At 59.6% G+C, this 17,348-nt stretch carries 19 protein-coding genes; 7 read left to right on the top strand and 12 right to left on the bottom strand.

Going from position 1 to position 17,348, the window contains the following annotated elements; translation table 11 throughout:
- The first annotated feature begins 93 nt into the window (after window positions 1-93).
- The gene (locus K3166_RS08550; protein WP_221421852.1) at window positions 94-471 is read left to right on the top strand and encodes a nuclear transport factor 2 family protein; all 378 of its coding nucleotides are present in this window, start codon (window positions 94-96) and stop codon (window positions 469-471) included.
- Here the strand turns inward: K3166_RS08550 and K3166_RS08545 are convergent.
- The 3 genes from K3166_RS08545 to purM are packed head-to-tail and all read right to left on the bottom strand — an operon-like array spanning window position 468 to window position 2,723.
- Window positions 468-668 (bottom strand): hypothetical protein, encoded by a 201-nt coding sequence (locus K3166_RS08545; RefSeq protein WP_221421851.1) that lies wholly within the window; start codon window positions 666-668, stop codon window positions 468-470. The two genes, K3166_RS08550 and K3166_RS08545, sit on opposite strands and share 4 nt — an antisense overlap.
- Complete coding sequence (purN, locus tag K3166_RS08540; protein ID WP_221421850.1) at window positions 668-1,633, bottom strand: phosphoribosylglycinamide formyltransferase; 966 nt, start codon at window positions 1,631-1,633, stop codon at window positions 668-670. The genes K3166_RS08545 and purN overlap by 1 nt, the downstream gene beginning before the upstream one ends.
- Window positions 1,626-2,723, bottom strand: a complete 1,098-nt coding sequence (gene purM, locus K3166_RS08535; RefSeq protein WP_221421849.1) for a phosphoribosylformylglycinamidine cyclo-ligase — start codon at window positions 2,721-2,723, stop codon at window positions 1,626-1,628. The genes purN and purM overlap by 8 nt, the downstream gene beginning before the upstream one ends.
- A 69-nt stretch (window positions 2,724-2,792) precedes the next feature.
- Here purM and K3166_RS08530 point away from each other — a divergent pair, with 69 nt between their 5' ends.
- Genes K3166_RS08530 through K3166_RS08515 form a run of 4 tightly spaced genes read left to right on the top strand, consistent with a single transcriptional unit; the run spans window position 2,793 to window position 5,771 of the window.
- Window positions 2,793-4,064, top strand: coding sequence for a heavy-metal-associated domain-containing protein (locus K3166_RS08530; protein WP_221421848.1), 1,272 nt, complete (start codon window positions 2,793-2,795; stop codon window positions 4,062-4,064).
- Window positions 4,065-4,080: 16 nt separating this feature from the next.
- The gene (locus tag K3166_RS08525) at window positions 4,081-4,698 is read left to right on the top strand and encodes a P-loop NTPase family protein (protein ID WP_221421847.1); all 618 of its coding nucleotides are present in this window, start codon (window positions 4,081-4,083) and stop codon (window positions 4,696-4,698) included.
- Between the two features lie 27 nt (window positions 4,699-4,725).
- Complete coding sequence (gene epsC / locus K3166_RS08520) at window positions 4,726-5,418, top strand: serine O-acetyltransferase EpsC (RefSeq protein ID WP_221421846.1); 693 nt, start codon at window positions 4,726-4,728, stop codon at window positions 5,416-5,418.
- Window positions 5,418-5,771: a DUF2794 domain-containing protein gene (locus K3166_RS08515; protein ID WP_221421845.1), complete on the top strand. Its 354-nt coding sequence runs from the start codon at window positions 5,418-5,420 to the stop codon at window positions 5,769-5,771. The genes epsC and K3166_RS08515 overlap by 1 nt, the downstream gene beginning before the upstream one ends.
- Before the next feature lie 56 nt (window positions 5,772-5,827).
- On the opposite strand, the gene K3166_RS08510 is transcribed toward K3166_RS08515, so the two are convergent.
- The 4 genes from K3166_RS08510 to K3166_RS08495 form a co-directional block, all read right to left on the bottom strand.
- Window positions 5,828-6,967: a hypothetical protein gene (locus K3166_RS08510; protein WP_221421844.1), complete on the bottom strand. Its 1,140-nt coding sequence runs from the start codon at window positions 6,965-6,967 to the stop codon at window positions 5,828-5,830.
- A 72-nt stretch (window positions 6,968-7,039) separates the two neighbouring features.
- Window positions 7,040-7,930, bottom strand: coding sequence for a DUF4328 domain-containing protein (locus K3166_RS08505; protein WP_221421843.1), 891 nt, complete (start codon window positions 7,928-7,930; stop codon window positions 7,040-7,042).
- A 107-nt stretch (window positions 7,931-8,037) separates the two neighbouring features.
- Complete coding sequence (locus K3166_RS08500) at window positions 8,038-8,967, bottom strand: SDR family NAD(P)-dependent oxidoreductase (RefSeq protein WP_221421842.1); 930 nt, start codon at window positions 8,965-8,967, stop codon at window positions 8,038-8,040.
- 131 nt (window positions 8,968-9,098) lie between these two features.
- Window positions 9,099-9,767 (bottom strand): HAD-IA family hydrolase, encoded by a 669-nt coding sequence (locus tag K3166_RS08495; protein ID WP_221421841.1) that lies wholly within the window; start codon window positions 9,765-9,767, stop codon window positions 9,099-9,101.
- Between the two features lie 60 nt (window positions 9,768-9,827).
- Here K3166_RS08495 and glmU point away from each other — a divergent pair, with 60 nt between their 5' ends.
- The gene (gene glmU, locus K3166_RS08490; protein WP_221421840.1) at window positions 9,828-11,195 is read left to right on the top strand and encodes a bifunctional UDP-N-acetylglucosamine diphosphorylase/glucosamine-1-phosphate N-acetyltransferase GlmU; all 1,368 of its coding nucleotides are present in this window, start codon (window positions 9,828-9,830) and stop codon (window positions 11,193-11,195) included.
- A gap of 115 nt (window positions 11,196-11,310) precedes the next feature.
- Window positions 11,311-11,985: an SOUL family heme-binding protein gene (locus K3166_RS08485; RefSeq protein ID WP_221421839.1), complete on the top strand. Its 675-nt coding sequence runs from the start codon at window positions 11,311-11,313 to the stop codon at window positions 11,983-11,985.
- Between the two features lie 65 nt (window positions 11,986-12,050).
- Here the strand turns inward: K3166_RS08485 and K3166_RS08480 are convergent, their stop codons facing one another.
- The 5 genes from K3166_RS08480 to K3166_RS08460 all read right to left on the bottom strand — a co-directional run bounded on the left by K3166_RS08480 (window position 12,051) and on the right by K3166_RS08460 (window position 17,323).
- The gene (locus K3166_RS08480) at window positions 12,051-14,183 is read right to left on the bottom strand and encodes a prolyl oligopeptidase family serine peptidase (RefSeq protein ID WP_221421838.1); all 2,133 of its coding nucleotides are present in this window, start codon (window positions 14,181-14,183) and stop codon (window positions 12,051-12,053) included.
- 152 nt (window positions 14,184-14,335) lie between these two features.
- Window positions 14,336-14,593, bottom strand: coding sequence for an ATP synthase F1 subunit epsilon (locus K3166_RS08475; RefSeq protein ID WP_221421837.1), 258 nt, complete (start codon window positions 14,591-14,593; stop codon window positions 14,336-14,338).
- A gap of 2 nt (window positions 14,594-14,595) precedes the next feature.
- A complete protein-coding gene (atpD, locus tag K3166_RS08470; RefSeq protein ID WP_221421836.1) occupies window positions 14,596-16,053 on the bottom strand; it encodes a F0F1 ATP synthase subunit beta in 1,458 nt (485 codons plus the stop codon).
- A gap of 26 nt (window positions 16,054-16,079) precedes the next feature.
- Window positions 16,080-16,436 (bottom strand): hypothetical protein, encoded by a 357-nt coding sequence (locus K3166_RS08465; RefSeq protein ID WP_247714585.1) that lies wholly within the window; start codon window positions 16,434-16,436, stop codon window positions 16,080-16,082.
- A gap of 14 nt (window positions 16,437-16,450) precedes the next feature.
- Window positions 16,451-17,323: a F0F1 ATP synthase subunit gamma gene (locus tag K3166_RS08460; RefSeq protein WP_221421835.1), complete on the bottom strand. Its 873-nt coding sequence runs from the start codon at window positions 17,321-17,323 to the stop codon at window positions 16,451-16,453.
- Window positions 17,324-17,348 lie beyond the last annotated feature (25 nt).

The raw sequence follows: 17,348 nt of genomic DNA, 5'->3' as shown, positions 1-17,348 counted from the left end.
CTAATAGATTAGGTGGCGGGCACGAATTCTGTTAGGTTCGTGCCCGTCATGTTTTCAGCGATTCTACCCTCCACCAGACATCGGCGCCGCCACATGCGCGCCGTTAGGGGTGTTGCCGACGCGCTGAACAGTAAGGATTGGACCGCGCTTGCCGCGCTTCTAACGCCTGACTTCACCATGGCTGACCAAGGCGGCAGTGAAATTTCAGGCCGGGATAATATGCTGGCTGAACTCAAGGCATTCTACGCTGCAGCCGGCGATCCGCATTTGACCCTCGAATCCATTGATCCAAATCGCGACGAGGTTCTCGTGCGCGGTTCGTTCTCTGCGACGAATTCGCAGATCCAGTCGCCAACCATGTGGCGCTTCCTGTTCGACGGGCTGCACATCTGCCGGATCGAAGTAACCCGTGCGAATGGTGAAATGACTTTACCGCGTTTCGCCGCGACAAGGCGCGCTCACGCCGCCTAATCGTCTTCCTGTCGGTTTTCCAGCACACGGATCATGATGTGGCGCAGCGCATGGGCGCCGATAAACACGCCTCCGATCACCAAAATTGCCTGAAGCGGATCGACTTCATCCTCGAAGCCTGCGTCACCCTGGATCGCGACCATGAGCAGGCCGGCTGCGGCAAGCAGGAAGAACAAATAGGGCGTCAGCCGCCTCATCAAAATTCTTCCGCCGCACTGGCAAGCTGTGTCAGCCGTTTCGGAGCAACCGAGCGCCAGCTTCTTTCCAGCCATTCTGCCACATTGTCCCAGTCCAGACCGGGCCGGTTGAGGATCAAGCCGATCCATCCGCTGGCCCCGTAATAGGCGGGTTTGAAATAGACTTCCGGTTGGGTCTCCACCAGTCCAAGCAATTCATCCATGCTGCTTGTCTTGACCAGCACGGCGACATGTTCCGATCCGTGGTGCTGATCGTTGAAATGGGCGAAATATTTGCCGGATTTCTCGCTTCCCACCCGCCAACCCGGCGAACCGTGACTTTCTCGCTCATGCGTTTCGGGAAGGGCGAGGGCCAGATTGCGAACCTTGCCAAGCAGGAAATCCGCGTCACCGTCGCGCGATACATAGTCTGCCAATATCTTTGGATAGAGCTGGTGTTCAGCAAACCTTACGCGTTCAGCAAGGCTGTCAGCAGTTTCGCCGGGCCTAATGGCGACAGGCAGTGCGCCCAGGACTTCGCCCGCATCCAGTTCCGCAGTCACGAGATGGACAGAAGCGCCGCCATGGCTGTCTCCAGCCTCGATTGCCCGTGCGTGAGTGTCGAGGCCCGGATATTTCGGCAATAGCGATGGATGGATGTTCAACATCCGGCCTTCCCAACTGGACACGAAGCCTTCGGTCAGGATGCGCATGTAACCGGCAAGCACAATATATTCGGCACCCGCTTCGCGCGCTGCGGTTTCCATCGCCGCATCATGGTCCGACCGGGCCATGCCCTTGTGAGAAAGCGCGTACGTTGCAATGCCTTCCGCTTCTGCGAGCTTCAGGCCCTCGGCATCCGTATCGTTCGAAGCGACCAGGCACAGCTCATAAGGGCTGTCTGCATGAAAGCTGGCATAGAGAAGCGCGGCCATATTGCTGCCACGCCCGGAAATAAAAACCGCGACCTTCGCTTTGTCAGCCAAGATGCACAGCCTCCCAATCCTGCCTCGCCGACCACGTGCCGGCAGAACCGCGGACTGTGCAGCCCTTTTCGCCTTCTTCGATGCGTCCCACTGCGACGACCTGCTCGCCAGCTTCTTCGAGCCGAGTGCGCACGATTTCTGCGTTTGCGGGATCAACTGCGAGGACCATGCCGACGCCGCAGTTGAATGTGCGCGCCATTTCGCCAGGTTCGATATTCCCCTGCGCTTGCAGGAAAGCCATTAGCCCCGGCTGCTTCCAGCCATCGGCATCGACATTGGCATGAGCGCCATCCGGCAAGACGCGCGGGATATTTTCCAACAATCCGCCCCCAGTAATATGGGCGAGGGCATCGATGAGGCCATCGCGCACCAGCGGGAGCAGCGACTTTACATAGATGCGCGTCGGTTCGAGCAAAGCCTCGATCAGGAGCCGGTCCTGATCGAACAGGGCGGGGCGATTCAGCTTCCAACCTTTGTCCGCCGCCAGGCGCCGCACCAGCGAGAAGCCGTTAGAATGCACGCCCGAGCTCGCCAGGCCCAGCAGGATGTGTCCGGGCGCAACGCGCTCACCAGTAATCTGCTCGCCGCGCTCCACTGCGCCGACGCAGAAACCCGCCAGATCATAATCGCCTTGGGCGTACATGCCCGGCATTTCGGCAGTTTCGCCGCCAATCAGCGCGCAGCCAGCCTGCAAGCACCCGTCGGCGATGCCAGCGATCACGCGTTCTGCTACGCCGTTTTCCAGTTTGCCGGTGGCGAAGTAGTCGAGGAAGAACAGCGGCTCTGCGCCCTGGACGATCAAATCGTTCACGCACATGGCGACAAGATCAATGCCGACTGTGTCATGGCGATCCGTATCGATCGCGAGCTTCAGTTTCGTACCGACGCCGTCGTTTCCAGCGACAAGCAGCGGATCTTTGTAGCCCGCCGCCTTGGGATCGAAGAACCCGCCGAATCCGCCGATCTCGCCATCGGTGCCAGGACGCATGGTTGCCTTGACCAACGGGCCAATTGCCTTGACTAGGGCATTGCCCGCGTCGATCGAAACACCGGCCTGTTCGTAGGTGTAAGACTGCTTGTCACTGCTCATATGTAGCCCCTTGCGCATTCGCGCTTGGATTTCCAGAAGCGATTGGGCAAAAGGCCCGCTGTTTTCCCCATGCGACATCATATTCACCCTCCTCGCCTCAGGCGTATCGCGCTGATTGCTTCCGGCCTCGCTCTTGCGGGCTCTGCCGGCTGGCTGGCCTATGCCCAGGTTGGCGGAGAGCGCGGAATCGCGCCGATTACGGCGTCTACGGACATCGAAGTCCTTGATGTTGAAGTGGATGTACGCGCCGATACCGGTCTTGAAGCCCGCGACAAAGCCTGGATCGAGGCGCAGGTGAAAGCCTGGGAAAAGATCGACGGCCCAGAACTATCCGAATCGCAGATCACCGGACTCGTCTCTGCGATTATCGTCCAGAGCGAGCGGTTGGGTCCCAAGCGTTACATCGCAAAGCTGGGTGTTGTCTTCGACCGCGCACGCGCATCGCGTTACCTCGGCTCCGAAGGACGTGCCGAGCGCAGTGCGCCGATGCTTCTCTTGCCGGTTACCATGTCGGGCGGGACCGCCATGGTCTATGAGCAGCGGAACCCGTGGCAGCGCGCATGGGCGCAGTACCAGTCGGGTTCGAGCAGGATCAATTACACGCGGCCAAGCGGTGCAGGTGGCGAATCGCTGCTGCTGACATACGGCCAGACTGGCCGCCGGAGCCGTGTCTGGTGGCGCGATATTCTGGATGATTTCGGTGCAGCAGATGTGCTCGTGCCGATTGCAGAACTGCATTACACTTTTCCGGGCGGGCCAGTGGAAGGGCGCTTTATTGCCCGGCACGGGCCTGACAGCCAGTATCTCGATTCGTTCGAGCTCACCGCGGAGACGCCTGAGCAATTACCGCAAATGCTCGATCGCGCGGTCCTCAGATTCGATGAGATTTTCACGCAGGCGCTGGCGAATGGCACCTTGCGCCCGGACCCGACGCTCAACATCGGCATGGGCGATCTCAACCCTGCCGTCGCGCGATTGGTGGAGCTTGGGCGCAGGCTGAAAGCGCAGGATGCCGCTGAAGCTGAGCGTTCTATTCTGCCAACGCCAGAAAGCGGCGGCACGATCACATCAGCACCCATCGACAATCCTCCGCCGGAAGGTTCGGTCGCGCTTTATACCGTCCAGGTTGCGACTCCCGATGCACCTTCGTTTGACGATGCAATGGCCGGAATTCGCGGCGCTGCGGGCGTACGCGCAATCGGCGTACGCAGCACGGCTATCGGGGGAACGACCGTGCTGACGATCAGCTACGCCGGTTCGATCGACGATCTTGCGAAGGCGCTGCGCGAACGCCGATTCAACGTCCAACGCGGAAGCAACGCGCTGATAATCAGTCGCTGATCGGGCGAGGTTTCGCATGACCGAGTCGCAAATTGCGCTTCCATTGTCGCAAACCGGATCAAGCGAACCTGAGCGCATTGTGATCGGTTCCGGCAACCAGTCGGTTGCCGATGCCCTGTCATCTGCCAAAAGCTGGCCGTTTCGGACCGCTGTCCTGACTGGCCCCCCGCGTTCTGGCAAATCGCTCGTGGCCAAATGGTTCGCCTCGCATACCGATGGCGGAGCAATCGACAATGCGGACAAGCGTGAGGAAACCGAGATATTCCACGCATGGAACAGGGCGCAGGAAGACGGCTATCCGCTTCTTCTGACGGTGAGCGAAGGCGGATGGGATATCGAATTGCCAGACCTGCGCAGCCGCATGGGTTCCGCCCTCCAGCTGAAGATCGGCCCGCCTGATGACGCAATGGCAGCTGAGTTGATGCTAAGCCATGCCGTGCAGCGCGGGCTTTCGCTGGGTGAAGGGGCCCCGGCCTATCTCGTCCCGCGGATGGAAAGGTCTTATGCTGCCATTGAACGAATTGTGGCAGAGATTGACCGTCTAAGTCTTGAACGAATGGTACCTGCCACCATGTCAATTTGGCGCGATGCGCTGGAAGCGGTCGATGGTCCTGAACAGGGCCGCTTGCTTTAAATTGCCCTTGGTGGGAGAATTACACCGATGTTCGAACGGCTCATCGCCTATCTCGATAGCGTGAAAGCACGCGATCCTGCCCCGCGCAGCCGCTGGGAGATATTGCTTTACCCCGGCGTCTGGGCGCTGGCTTACCACCGCATGGCCCACTGGCTGTTCGAAGCCGAACTCTTTTTCCTTGCTCGGCTAGTGAATCACTGGAGCCGGATGGTAACCGCGATCGACATCCACCCCGGCGCAAAAATCGGCCGCAATTTCTTCATCGATCACGGTTTCTCGGTCATTGGCGAGACGGCTCACATCGGTGATAACGTCACTATTTATCAGTGCGTTACGTTAGGGGGCACTAATCCGACCAATGGCAAGGCAGGAAAACGCCATCCGACCATCGGTGATAACGTCATCATCGGATCCGGTGCCCAGGTCATCGGTCCCATCACAGTCGGTAATCGCGCTCGGATCGGTGCCAACGCGGTGGTCACCGACGAAGTGCCCGAAGGCGCCACGATGATTGGTCTCAAGGCCCGCAGTACGCTGGTTCCGGCGGAAGACTGGATCAAGGAATTTCTTCCCTACGGAACGCCATGCGACGACCCGTGCGAACCAAGCCGCGACTGCATCGAGAAGCTGGAAAACGAACTTGCCACACTCCGTGCGGAAATCGCCGAGATGCGCGCGGATCAGGTAGTCGCTGCCAAACGTAGCGGGACGGACGACTGATGACGGGTAGCCTTGGCGGCACCGTCGTTGCGTTTCCGGGCCGCAAGCCGCTGCAAATCGGCTTCAGCCGCGAAGAACTCACCCAGATATTGGACCTGTACGGCCGAATGGTCGCTGCCGGGCAATGGCGCGATTATGCGATGGACTTCACCCGCGATGCAGCAAGTTTCGCCGCGTTTCGGCGCGCTGCAGAGCGGCCGCAAGTGCGGGTGGAAAAGCGCCCATCTTTGCGCGGGAAGCAGGGGATGTGGACACTGTTCGGTGAACATGGGCAGGTGATGAAGCGCGGTCACGAACTGGTCGGTGTCATGGCCCCGATCGAGCGCAGATTGCTCAAGGCCGTCGACGACTAGGCACAAAAAAGGCCCGCATCGAAATGCGGGCCTTTTGTTGTCACTTGACGCTGAGGTCATGCGGTTGCCGGAAGCCTCGTTTTAAGGTCGCTCGGTAGACCTTGCACCACAGCGCGGCGGATTGGCGTCCACAGGGCCGACAGCGTCAGCAGAGCCGAACCGATCACCAGCGCTGTCAGGGCGAAGTTGAGCTCTACCGCTCCAAATTCGCGGAACAGGAAGGTGAGGGCGATCAGCACATAGGCCAATGCCGATACCAGCAGCGCGCGGCGGTCGATGGCCAGCGCAAGGACGCCGAAAGCGATATAGACCGCCAGCACCGACACTGCTGCCATTGCACCGATATTCTCGCCTTCCGTGACGCCGATCAGGGCGAAGATCGGGTGGGCGATCATGGGCGCTGCCAGAAGATGCAGCCAGAAAGCCACATCGCTGCGCCGGGTTTCGCGCTGCGGATCGCTCATGTCCCAGCGCATGGCGAAGGCGAAGATCGCCAGACCGGCCACGAAGACCAGGCTGAGCAGTAACGTCTCCATGCTGCCGGCATTGTCACCGATAGCCGCAAGTAACAGGGCAATGGCAGTTCCTGCCAGCGCCGCAGTACCTGCCGCAATGGTGATCGGAACCATGAACCGGCGCCAGTGCAGCCACGCAAAACCAGCGGTAATCAGCAAGGCGGCCGCCGCCCAGAGGAAGCCGATAGTTTCGCTGCGGTCAGCACCGCTTTCCATCCAGGCCATGATCCCGCCCAATTGGGTTGCGAATACTCCGCCGACAAACGCCAGGAGCAAAATGATGCTCGGCAGTGCCATACGGCGTTTGCGAGTGAAAAATTCGGCGAGGAGCCAAGCTGTGCCTGCAACCATGGCGGCACCAAACGTCAACATCATGCCTTGGGATATGGCTCTGATGCTGCGGTTTTCTGCCCACCAGGCATCGCCGGACGCCTCGGACCATTGCGGCATCGGCCAGATACCGCTCGCGATAGCCTGCCCAATCGCGCCAACGGCGAGCAGCATGATGATCACGCCAATGGTTACGAAAATGTCGTTGAATCCGGTGATCAGGCGAAAATGCTCGGCATCTGCAGGCACCGCATCGCGTGTGGAAGCGACATGTGCACGAAGGGCATCGGCCGCTTCATTGCTTATCGCCCCGGCCTGCACTGCAGAGTTCAGGTCTTCTTGGCTGTACATTTAGGGCTCCCCCCTGTTTGCTAAACCACGAGACTAGGTGAGGTGTATTGCTGTGTCAATACGCCTCGACGCTCAAGCTTTTCTTACGATCGTCACTGTCTGGCGCGGCGCTTCGGCCTCTTTCGTAAAATCTGGTTCAAGATCAGAGAGATATACTGCCTGAAAGTGAGTGATCTTCCGGGTGAGAGCTGCGAACAGCCAGGTCGACCCGAGGAGCAGGAACAACGCAAATCCGACGATTACAAACTCCATCCATAGCGGGGTGAAGAACGTCAGGGGTGTGTTGAAATTGATGAAATACTTCACCGCGAGCAATACGAAGATCATCAGCGCGACAGCTACGGCGGTCCACCATGCGGTGACATCGGACACGCTTGCATCGGCCAGTTCCTGCGGCTCTCCCTCGCTGCGATTGTAGAGCTCCCGCATTGCCTCGAACGGCAGGACAAGGTTCAGCATCGGTATGAGGTAGTTCACCACTGCGCGCGTCGGCGTGGTGGCCAGTCTTATGCCGTGCTGCATCATATTGCTGTGTGCACGCCACACCCACATAAGTGCAGCAACAAAGAACGCGAACAGCGCGATCACCATGACAATCAACGCAATGCCTTCTGGTTCGCCGATCAGGTCCAGCATCCGCTCACCGAGGGTTTTCTCCACCGGCTGGGCAATGCCCGTATCGGTAGTGCTGACATAGGCATCGTCGTAGTAATTGGTGCGATAGGGATCGGTCCGTTCGAGATAGGCGATCTCTTCATCGAGGTATTCTTCGTCGTAATATTCGTCGCCGTAATCCTCGGCCGCCTTAGCGTCGGCAGCGCTTACCTCGATGACCGGCGCAGTTGGGAAGAAGCTGTCTTTACCGAGCAGAACAAGTTGCAGCAGTCCTGCAAGGATTGCGACCGCAGCAAATAGGCTGACGACGCGCGAAAGCGTCTGCAGACGAGCAATACCGGTATCCATGAAAAACGACCCCCTCCGAAACCCGGCCAAACAAATGGCTCAGGTCGCGAAGGGGGGCAAGTATTCAAACGCATATTTCGTCAGGAAACATGCAGGTATTCAGTAAATCAGCCGCGAGCGGAACCAGGTCCGGTGCCGGTCACTTTCTGCATCGCGGTCAAAATCGCGCCGGACTGTTCGGAACCGCTCTGCGGAGCCTTGAGGTTCGAGAATTCGCTGATCTTGTCCCAATTAGCGGCAAAGCCTTCGACCGTACGCTCGCCATCGGGCAGCCATACGGCGTCGTTCATGACGGTCCAGGCCGAGTGATATCCGCCTGCACCGGCGCCGACGATGGCATTGGTGGGTGCATCTTCGCTGACCAGGAAGAGCGCGGCCGGAACCACGTTCACCGGATCGAACAGCTTGAAGGCTTCTTCGGGGAAGAGGTCTTCAGTCATGCGCGTACCGGCAACAGGCGACAGCGTATTGACCTTGATGTTGTACTTGGCGCCTTCCAGCGCCAGCGTCTTGGTAAGACCTGCAAGGCCCAGCTTCGCTGCACCGTAGTTTGCCTGGCCGAAGTTACCGAACAGGCCGGTCGAACTGGCAGTCATCATGATGCGGCCATAGGCCTGCTCGCGGAAGGTTTCCCAGCAAGCCTTGGTAACGAATGCCGAACCGGTCAGGTGAACCTTGACGACGAATTCGAAGTCTTCCGGGCTCATTTTTGCGAAGGTCTTGTCACGCAGCACGCCAGCATTGTTGAGGAGGATGTGTACGCCGCCCCATTTCTGCTTTGCGTCGGCAACCATCTTTTCCATCTGTTCGTATTCGGTGACGCTGCCACCGTTCGACATGGCTTCGCCGCCCATCTTCTCGATTTCTTCCACGACCTGCAGGGCCATGTCGGAGTGACCTGTGCCATCGCGCGATCCGCCCAGATCGTTGACGACGACCTTTGCGCCGCGGCGGGCCAGTTCGAGTGCGTATTCACGGCCCAATCCGCCGCCTGCACCGGTTACGATGGCTACCTTGTCCTTGAAGTCGATGCTCATGGGGCTGCTCCTGCTTTGTCGTTTACGTAAAGGTCAATTGCCGCGCGGATTGGCATTTTTGCCTGGTGCTTGCAACCGTATGCGCGGCGGTCCGCCATGCCGTAGGGGCAGGGCGAGGGGGATTTCTCCGCCTACAGGTTTTCGAGGGCGGAAATGAGGCCAGCCAGCGATTCGATCACGGCATCTGCGCCAAGCTCGTGCGGGGGTTTGTCGCAATAACCATATGCTGCCGCAACCACCGGCACCTTGGCAGCGCGGGCTGCGCGCACGTCATAGGAGCTGTCGCCCACGAAAGCGATCGGACCGCCGCCGCACCGCAACCGTGCTTCGATCACAGAATCCGGTTCGGGCTTGGCGCGGCCTTTGCCCATGGTGTCGCCCCCGATTATCGTTTCGAATCGGTGGGCCAGATCCAGCGTGGTCAGAATATCCCGGGCGAAACTCTCGAACTTGTTCGTGACCACCGCCATCTTCACACCCCGCTGTTCCAGCGCGTCGAGCACTTCGATGGCATGGGGGTAGGGGCGCGAGTGAACGGCGTTGTTCTGCGAGTAATAGCCGAGCATTTCCTTGTAGAGGCGCCTGAATTCGTCGTCGGGGAGCCCGCCTTGCTGGTCCACCGCACGTTTCAGCATGATCTTCGCTCCGCCGCCGATCAGGTCACTTGCGTGGTCAGCCGGCACGGGATCGAACCCGCCCAGCGCAAGTGCGTGGTTGACCGCTGCCCCCAGATCACGGTGGGTTTCGAGAAGCGTTCCGTCGAGATCGAAACCCACGGATTGGAAGGGAAATGCCGTCATGACACCATCCGGTGCAGGATGGTTCTTCAATCTGCAAGCATTTGGTGGCATTGCCGCTTCATGAGCCAAACCAGACACTTCGCCGCCGTCATCCTTGCTGCGGGCAAGGGCACCCGAATGAAGAGCAATTTGCACAAGGTCCTGCACCCGATAGCGGGCCGATCGATGCTTCATCACCTTATGGCGAGCGTCGACAGCCTCGAGCCTGATCACAAGGTTGTGGTGGTGGGCGCAGGGCGCGATCAGTTGGAAAAGGCGCTGGGTGACAGTGCCCGGACCTGCTTGCAGGAACCGCAGCTGGGCACGGGCCATGCCGTCCAGCAGGCCCACGGCGAACTTGGCGATTTTTCAGGCGACGTTCTGATCATGTACGGCGACGTGCCGTTTGTGCGTCCCGCAACCATGGAAGCAATGCTGGACCGGCTTCACGCGGAAGATGCGCCTGCCTGCGTCGTGCTTGCTTTCGAACCGGAAGATCCGCTGGCCTATGGCCGCGTCATCGCTGACGATGACGGCCGCATCTCCAAGATGGTGGAATTCAAGGACGCCGACGAAGGCGAGCGCGCCTGCCACATGTGCAATTCCGGCCTGATGGCCGCGAAGGCCGAGGATCTCTGGGCTTTGCTGGACCGGGTCGGCAACGAGAATTCCCAAGGCGAATACTACCTCCCCGACATCGTGAACATTGCGATTGCCGATGGCCGCGTGTGCGCCGCGGTTACGACCGATGACGCGAACGAAGTCGCGGGCATCAACTCACGCGGCGAACTGGCTGCGGCAGAGGCCCAGTGGCAGCGCGAGCAACGCGACCACTGGATGGCCGAAGGGGCAACCCTGCGCGCGCCGGAGACGGTATTCTTCAGTTATGACACCGAACTCGGCCCGGACGTGACCGTCGAGCCCAACGTGGTCTTCGGCCCAGGCGTGAAAGTCGCTAGCGGAGCGACCATTCGCGCATTTAGCCACCTGGAAGGCGCTACCGTCGGTGAAGGCTGTTCGGTTGGCCCATACGCCCGCCTGAGGCCCGGCGCGGTGATGGAGAAAGACAGCTTCGTCGGCAATTTCGTGGAGATGAAGAAGGCAGTCCTGGGCGAAGGTGCCAAGGCCAGCCATCTCACATATCTCGGCGATGCTGTTATTGGAGCTGGCGCAAACATCGGTGCAGGCACGATCACCTGCAATTATGACGGTTACTTCAAATACAAGACGGTCATCGGCCCGCGTGCGTTCATCGGATCGAACAGCGCGCTGGTCGCTCCGGTTGAAATTGGTGCGGACGCTATCGTTGCTGCTGGCAGCACGGTCAGCCGCGATGTGGCCGCGGGTGAAATGCGCATGGTGCGCGCGGAACAGCTCGTGAAACCGGGCTGGGCTGACCGCTTTCACGACACCATGAAAAAGAAGAAGGCTGCGAATCCGAAAAACTAAGGGCTTAGCCCGATTGAGGGTGGCGAAGTTCGCCGCCCAACCGGCTTGAGATCGTGCGGGGAACGGTCAGCTTCTTTGCCGCGTTGAAGGGGAAACCCACAGGAGCAATTCCCCCATGAAGTTCTGGAAAATTGCCGCTATTGGCGCTGCCGTAGTTTCGGTCGGTGCAGTTGGCGCATACGCACAATACCGCAACTCGGTTGATGAACCCGCCTACACGACGATAAGTGAGGATGGCGATTTCCAGCTTCGCGAATACGATCCGATGATCGTCGCCGAGGTCACCCATACCGGTGATCGCCGACCCGCTCTGAATGCCGGGTTCCGCCGCCTTGCGGCCTATATCTTTGCCCAGGATCGACCGGGCAAGGAAATCGCGATGACCAGCCCCGTCATGCAAGATCAGGAAGCAAAGATCGCCATGACATCGCCGGTGATGCAGGACCAAGGTGCCGAAATCGCCATGACTTCGCCGGTCATGCAGGATGGTGACAATACTGCAGGTTCATGGCGTACGCGCTTTGTCATGCCAGCGGAATATACAATGGAAACCCTTCCGACGCCGCCGGAAGATATTACGCTGACAGAAGTCCCGTCGCGCAAGGTCGCAGCGATCCGTTTTTCGGGCCGCGGGACAAGCGCTGATCTTTCCAATAAAGAAATCGAACTGCGCAACTGGATTGCCGAGCAGGGTCTGACCCCCGCAGGACCCGAGGAATTTGCATTCTATGATGCGCCTATGGTGCCGCCGCCATTGCGGCGAAACGAAGTGATCATCCCGGTCGAATAGGCGGGACACAAAGAAAAAGGGGCGACCGCGAGGCCGCCCCTTTTTCTTGTTTCAGAGACTGAAGGTCATTCGCTCTCGTTGTCGTCCATCAGGCGCTGCATGAGATAGACTATCTGCAGGGCCTGCAACTTGGCACGCTGGGTGTTGTCGACACCCCCCGAGTGGCCGCCGGTCATGTCTTCGTAATACCAGTAGTCCTGGCCCAATTCCTTGAGCTTGGCTGCTCCCTTGCGGGCATGGGCAGGATGCGTCCGGTCGTCGGCGGTCGAGGCCCAGAGGAACGGCGCGGGGTATTCCACCCCGTCGACGATCTTCTGATAGGGCGAATAGCCCTCGATCCATTCGCGCTGCTCGGGAATGCGCGGGTCGCCATATTCGCCCACCCAGGACGCACCGCGGCCGATCAAGTGAAAGCGAAGCATGTCGAACAGCGGGATTGCAACGATGGCTGCGTCGAACAGGTCGGGGCGCTGAGTGAAGGCCGTGCCAACCAGCAGGCCACCTTGGCTTCCTCCTTGGATGCCCAGCTGACCCGGATTGGTGATCCCGCGTTTCACTGCGTCCTCGCCGACAGCGATGAAGTCATCCCAAGTGCGCTGCTTGTTTTCGCGCATGGCAGTCTGGTGCCAACCGGGTCCGAATTCGCCTCCGCCGCGCAGGTTGGCGAGAATGAACGCGCCGCCTTTTTCAAGCCACATCTTGCCGGTGAGCGAGCGGTAGCTGGGAAGCTGCGAAATCTGGAAGCCTCCATAGCCATAGAGCAGGGCCGGAGTGGTACCGTCCATTTCCATGCCTTCCGGTTTGACCAGGAAGTATGGGACTTTCGTCCCGTCCTTGCTCGTCGCCTCGAATTGTTCGACTTCCATGCCAGTGGCATCGAAGTACTCCGGAGATGTCTTGAGAACCTGCGGATCGCCGCTGCCGTCACTGTACCAGAGCGTGCTGGGGGACAGGAAATCGGTCGAAGTGAACATGATCTGGTCGGTCTCGGACGATGCGGTCTGCACGCCCAATGTCGCGTTGTCGGGAAGAGCAACTTCGCTGGTCACCCACTGGCCGTCCTCAAAATCGATTTTAAGGACCTTGCCGACGACATTGTCGAGGATCGACATATACGCGCTATTCGCGGTCGCGCCGCCGCCCTGTTTGGTCTGGCGATCGCCGGGCGCCCACACCAGGGTTTTCTTCGCGCCATTCGGGTCGCGCTTCCATTCTTCCAGATCAACCGCGATTAGCGCGTCAGCCGGAAACACCTGATCGCCGACAGCCCAGTCGACATCGGTAGAAAAGGTAAGATGACCGTCGATTATGCCGCCAATGCTCGCCTTTTTGGGCATGTCCAGTTCCAGCCACTCGCCATTATGCCAGACGTAGTTCAGGCTTTCATGGAAGCTGATGCCTCGATTGGCGGTGCGAGCGTGGACCACGCCCTTGTTATCGCGCACCAAGCCAGCACCGGCCCAGACATCGCCTGGCTCGCCACGGAAGATTTCCTCAGCTGCTGCCAAGGGGGTGCCCCGCTTCCACAGGCGAGTGGTGAACGGATATTCGCTTTCAGTGATGGTATCGCCGCCGAAATCGCGGCCAACGAGCAACGTATTTTCATCGAGCCATTGGACGCCGCCCTGGCTCTTTTCCTCGATCACGAAGCCGCCTTCGACGAACTGCTTGGTCGCCATGTCGAATTCGCGCAGGATCGTTGCGTCTTCGCCGCCATCCGACAGCGCGATCATGCATAGACGCTGGTCGGGCGGAAGACAGGTGCTGCCCTTATAGACCCATTCCTTGCCTTCTGCCGCAGCCAGCGCATCTACATCGAGAATGGTTTCCCATTCGATATCGTCACCCTGATAGCTTTCCAGCGTCGTCTTGCGCAGCAAGCCCTTGGGGTTCTGTTTGTCCTGCCAGAAGTTATAGAGGCCGTCCTTGCGAATGGAGACATAGGGAATGCGGTCTTCCGCATCGAGGATGGCGAGCGCTTCTGCCTGAAGCTCGTCATACCGCGGGTCCTGCGCCATGTGCGCCATGGTGCGGTTGTTTTCGGCGCGCACCCAGTCGAGCGCTGCATCGCTGCGTGCTTCTTCCAGCCAGATGTGCGGGTCTTCGTCGGGTCCCGGAATGCCGTCTTGGGCCTGTGTGTGAGTTGTCATGCCAAATGCCATGGCCGCGCCAAGCGCGAGTGTCGATACGAGTTTCATGTAAATGCGTCCCTCTGGTTTTATACAGACAGTGTGGCCGCTGACGGCGAGGGTGCGCAATGTCGTTTGGCGGGCTGGGAACGGCGTTGGTCGAACGAAAAAGGGCGACCCGAAGGGCCGCCCTTTTGAATGTTCTGCTTGTCCGTGAAGACTTAGCCTTCGACGTGCTCCGCGAGCACGGTCAAACCGGTCTCGCTGACTTCAGCAAAGCCGCCGCGCACTTCGATCGTCTCGGGCGCGGCGCCTTCGGTCTTGTAGACCTGCACTTCGCCGTCACGGATCGTCGACATGAACGGCGCATGGCCTTCAAGCACACCGAATTCGCCTTCCGCGCCGGGGACGACCACCATGTGGACGTCCTCGCTACGGACCAGCTTGGCCGGCGTGACGAGTTCGAAGTGAAGAGCCATGCTCAGTCTTCTTCCGCCATCTTCTTGGCCTTCTCGACCGCTTGGTCGATACCGCCAACCATGTAGAAAGCGCTTTCGGGCAGGTGATCGTATTCGCCTTCGACGACAGCCTTGAAGGACTTCACCGTGTCTTCGAGCTGTACGAATACGCCCGGGATCGAGGTGAAGACTTCGGCCACGTGGAACGGCTGCGAGAGGAACTTCTGAATCTTGCGAGCGCGCGCAACAGTCAGCTTATCTTCTTCCGACAGTTCGTCCATGCCGAGAATTGCGATGATGTCCTGCAAACTCTTGTACTTCTGCAGCGTTTCCTGAACCTTACGAGCAGTTTCGTAATGCTCCTGGCCAACAACGCGCGGTTCCAGCACGCGGCTGGTCGAATCGAGCGGGTCGACGGCAGGATAGATGCCGAGTTCGGAGATTGCGCGGTTCAGCGTGGTCGTTGCGTCCAAGTGGGCGAACGATGCAGCTGGCGCAGGGTCGGTAAGGTCATCGGCAGGAACGTAGATGGCCTGAACCGATGTAATCGAACCCTTGGTGGTCGAGGTGATGCGTTCCTGCAGGTTACCCATGTCGGTAGCCAGCGTCGGCTGATAACCCACTGCCGAAGGAATACGGCCAAGAAGTGCGGACACTTCCGAACCCGCCTGCGTGAAGCGGAAGATGTTGTCGACGAAGAACAGGACGTCCTGGCCTTCTTCATCGCGGAAGTATTCCGCCATGGTCAGACCGGACAGGGCAACACGAGCACGTGCGCCCGGAGGCTCGTTCATCTGTCCGAACACCAGAGCAACCTTCGAACCTTCGGAGATCGCTTCGCCGGCATCGTTTTTCGCGATAACGCCAGCGTCGAGGAATTCGTGATAAAGGTCGTTACCTTCGCGGGTACGCTCGCCAACACCGGCGAACACGGACACGCCGCCGTGACCCTTTGCGATGTTGTTGATGAGTTCCTGGATGAGAACCGTCTTGCCAACGCCGGCACCGCCGAAGAGGCCGATCTTACCGCCACGCGCATAGGGTGCGAGAAGGTCGATGACCTTGATCCCGGTGACGAGAATCGCAGCGTCCGTCGACTGGTCAACAAACAGCGGTGCGTCCGCGTGGATCGGCATGGTGCGATCGGAGCCTACCGGGCCACGTTCGTCGATCGGCTCGCCGACGACGTTCATGATGCGGCCGAGTGTCTTGGGACCAACGGGCACAGAAATCTGCTTGCCGGTGTTGGTCACTTCCTGACCGCGCGTAAGACCTTCGGTCGCGTCCATGGCGATCGTGCGAACGGTGTTTTCGCCGAGGTGCTGGGCAACCTCGAGAACCAGCGTGTTGCTGCCGTTCTTGGTTTCAAGTGCGGTAAGGATCGCAGGCAGTTCGCCAGGGAAGGCGACGTCGACGACTGCGCCGATCACCTGGGCAATGGTGCCGTTGGGGCTCTGGTTAAGTTTGGGGGCGGTGGCCATGATATGGGTGTCCTACTGGCTCGGTCTTAGTTGTGGTGGGCGCCGTGCTGGGCGCAAATGGCTTCGGCGTCCTTGATCATCCAACCGGTATTGTCCGCATTGGCTGCCAGGGTGGCGTCGTGACGCAAATAGGTGTCTTCGCCGAGACCGAATTCGCAGGCGACCTCATCGGCCCCCATGGCGCGGCGGCAAACAGCCGTGTTGACCGGTTCTGCGCCCTCGCAGGTTTCTGCAAAGACTTCGGTAAACAGGGCCTGGTCCGGCGCGGGCAGGGTCGAAACCGGTTCGGGCGCGACCGTTTCAGTCGGTACTGGCTCGGGCGCGGGCTCCTCGCCGCATGCTGCAAGCAAGGCGATAGGGAGGATGAGGGCGAGTTTCTTCACGTATCCGGTCCTTCTCAGAGCGCTTCCGCGCCCGCGATGATTTCGATGAGTTCGGTGGTGATCGCGGCCTGGCGGCTGCGGTTGTACTGGATCGTCAGCTTCTGGATCAGATCGCCGGCGTTGCGCGTGGCGTTGTCCATCGCCGTCATCGACGCACCCTGTTCGGAAGCTTCGCGTTCGAGCAGCGCGCCGAAAATCTGCGTCCGCAAATAGCGTGGAAGCAGGTCTTCGAGGATTTCCTCTTCGCCCGGCTCATATTCCACGACAGCATCGCCGCCACTACCTTCGCCTTCAGGCGAGGGGACCGGGATCAACTGATCGACAGTTGGATCCTGCGCCAGTGCCGACTGGAAGATCGGATACACTAGGTGAGCGACGTCGAATTCGCCATTTTCGAAGCGTTCGATCAAGTCGGCAGCAATAGCTTCCGCTTCTTCGAAGCCGGGCTGGCGAACTTCCGAGGTGTCGAACCACTTCTCGATACGGTTGGCGTAGTCACGCTTGATCGGTGCGCGACCTTTCTTGCCGACGAGGTAGAAGTGGACGTCCTTGCCTTCAGCGATGAGTTCGCGCGCCTTGGCCTTGGCGGCCTTGACGATGTTCGCGTTCAAACCGCCGCACAGGCCCTTGTCCGTGTTCACGACCACCAAAAGGTGGCGCTTGTCCGAACCGGTGCCGCGCAGCAGCAACGGTGCACTGTCACCGCTCACCTTGCTGGCGAGCGATGCCATTACACCCGACAGCCGTTCGGCATAGGGGCGTGCAGCTTCGGCAGCAGCCTGCGCACGGCGCAGCTTTGCCGCTGCGACCATCTGCTTGGCCTTGGTGATCTTCTGGGTCGACTTAACCGACCCGATCCGATCCTTGAGTTCCTTGAGGCTAGCCATTTCGGCTCCCTAATTCGTTTCTCAG

This window comes from Qipengyuania psychrotolerans, assembly GCF_019711355.1.
Taxonomy (GTDB): domain Bacteria; phylum Pseudomonadota; class Alphaproteobacteria; order Sphingomonadales; family Sphingomonadaceae; genus Qipengyuania; species Qipengyuania psychrotolerans.
This window is presented reverse-complemented; position numbering and strand designations above follow the sequence as displayed.

Coding starts and splice junctions, on each gene's coding strand:
- atpD (WP_221421836.1), bottom strand. CDS start 16,053: ATGGCCACCGCCCCCAAACTTAACCAGAGCCCCAACGGCACCATTGCC.
- K3166_RS08475 (WP_221421837.1), bottom strand. CDS start 14,593: ATGGCTCTTCACTTCGAACTCGTCACGCCGGCCAAGCTGGTCCGTAGC.
- purM (WP_221421849.1), bottom strand. CDS start 2,723: ATGAGCAGTGACAAGCAGTCTTACACCTACGAACAGGCCGGTGTTTCG.
- K3166_RS08460 (WP_221421835.1), bottom strand. CDS start 17,323: ATGGCTAGCCTCAAGGAACTCAAGGATCGGATCGGGTCGGTTAAGTCG.
- K3166_RS08545 (WP_221421851.1), bottom strand. CDS start 668: ATGAGGCGGCTGACGCCCTATTTGTTCTTCCTGCTTGCCGCAGCCGGC.
- K3166_RS08500 (WP_221421842.1), bottom strand. CDS start 8,967: ATGAGCATCGACTTCAAGGACAAGGTAGCCATCGTAACCGGTGCAGGC.
- K3166_RS08525 (WP_221421847.1), top strand. CDS start 4,081: ATGACCGAGTCGCAAATTGCGCTTCCATTGTCGCAAACCGGATCAAGC.
- K3166_RS08510 (WP_221421844.1), bottom strand. CDS start 6,967: ATGTACAGCCAAGAAGACCTGAACTCTGCAGTGCAGGCCGGGGCGATA.
- K3166_RS08505 (WP_221421843.1), bottom strand. CDS start 7,930: ATGGATACCGGTATTGCTCGTCTGCAGACGCTTTCGCGCGTCGTCAGC.
- epsC (WP_221421846.1), top strand. CDS start 4,726: ATGTTCGAACGGCTCATCGCCTATCTCGATAGCGTGAAAGCACGCGAT.
- K3166_RS08495 (WP_221421841.1), bottom strand. CDS start 9,767: ATGACGGCATTTCCCTTCCAATCCGTGGGTTTCGATCTCGACGGAACG.
- glmU (WP_221421840.1), top strand. CDS start 9,828: ATGAGCCAAACCAGACACTTCGCCGCCGTCATCCTTGCTGCGGGCAAG.
- K3166_RS08530 (WP_221421848.1), top strand. CDS start 2,793: ATGCGACATCATATTCACCCTCCTCGCCTCAGGCGTATCGCGCTGATT.
- K3166_RS08480 (WP_221421838.1), bottom strand. CDS start 14,183: ATGAAACTCGTATCGACACTCGCGCTTGGCGCGGCCATGGCATTTGGC.
- K3166_RS08485 (WP_221421839.1), top strand. CDS start 11,311: ATGAAGTTCTGGAAAATTGCCGCTATTGGCGCTGCCGTAGTTTCGGTC.
- K3166_RS08550 (WP_221421852.1), top strand. CDS start 94: ATGCGCGCCGTTAGGGGTGTTGCCGACGCGCTGAACAGTAAGGATTGG.
- K3166_RS08515 (WP_221421845.1), top strand. CDS start 5,418: ATGACGGGTAGCCTTGGCGGCACCGTCGTTGCGTTTCCGGGCCGCAAG.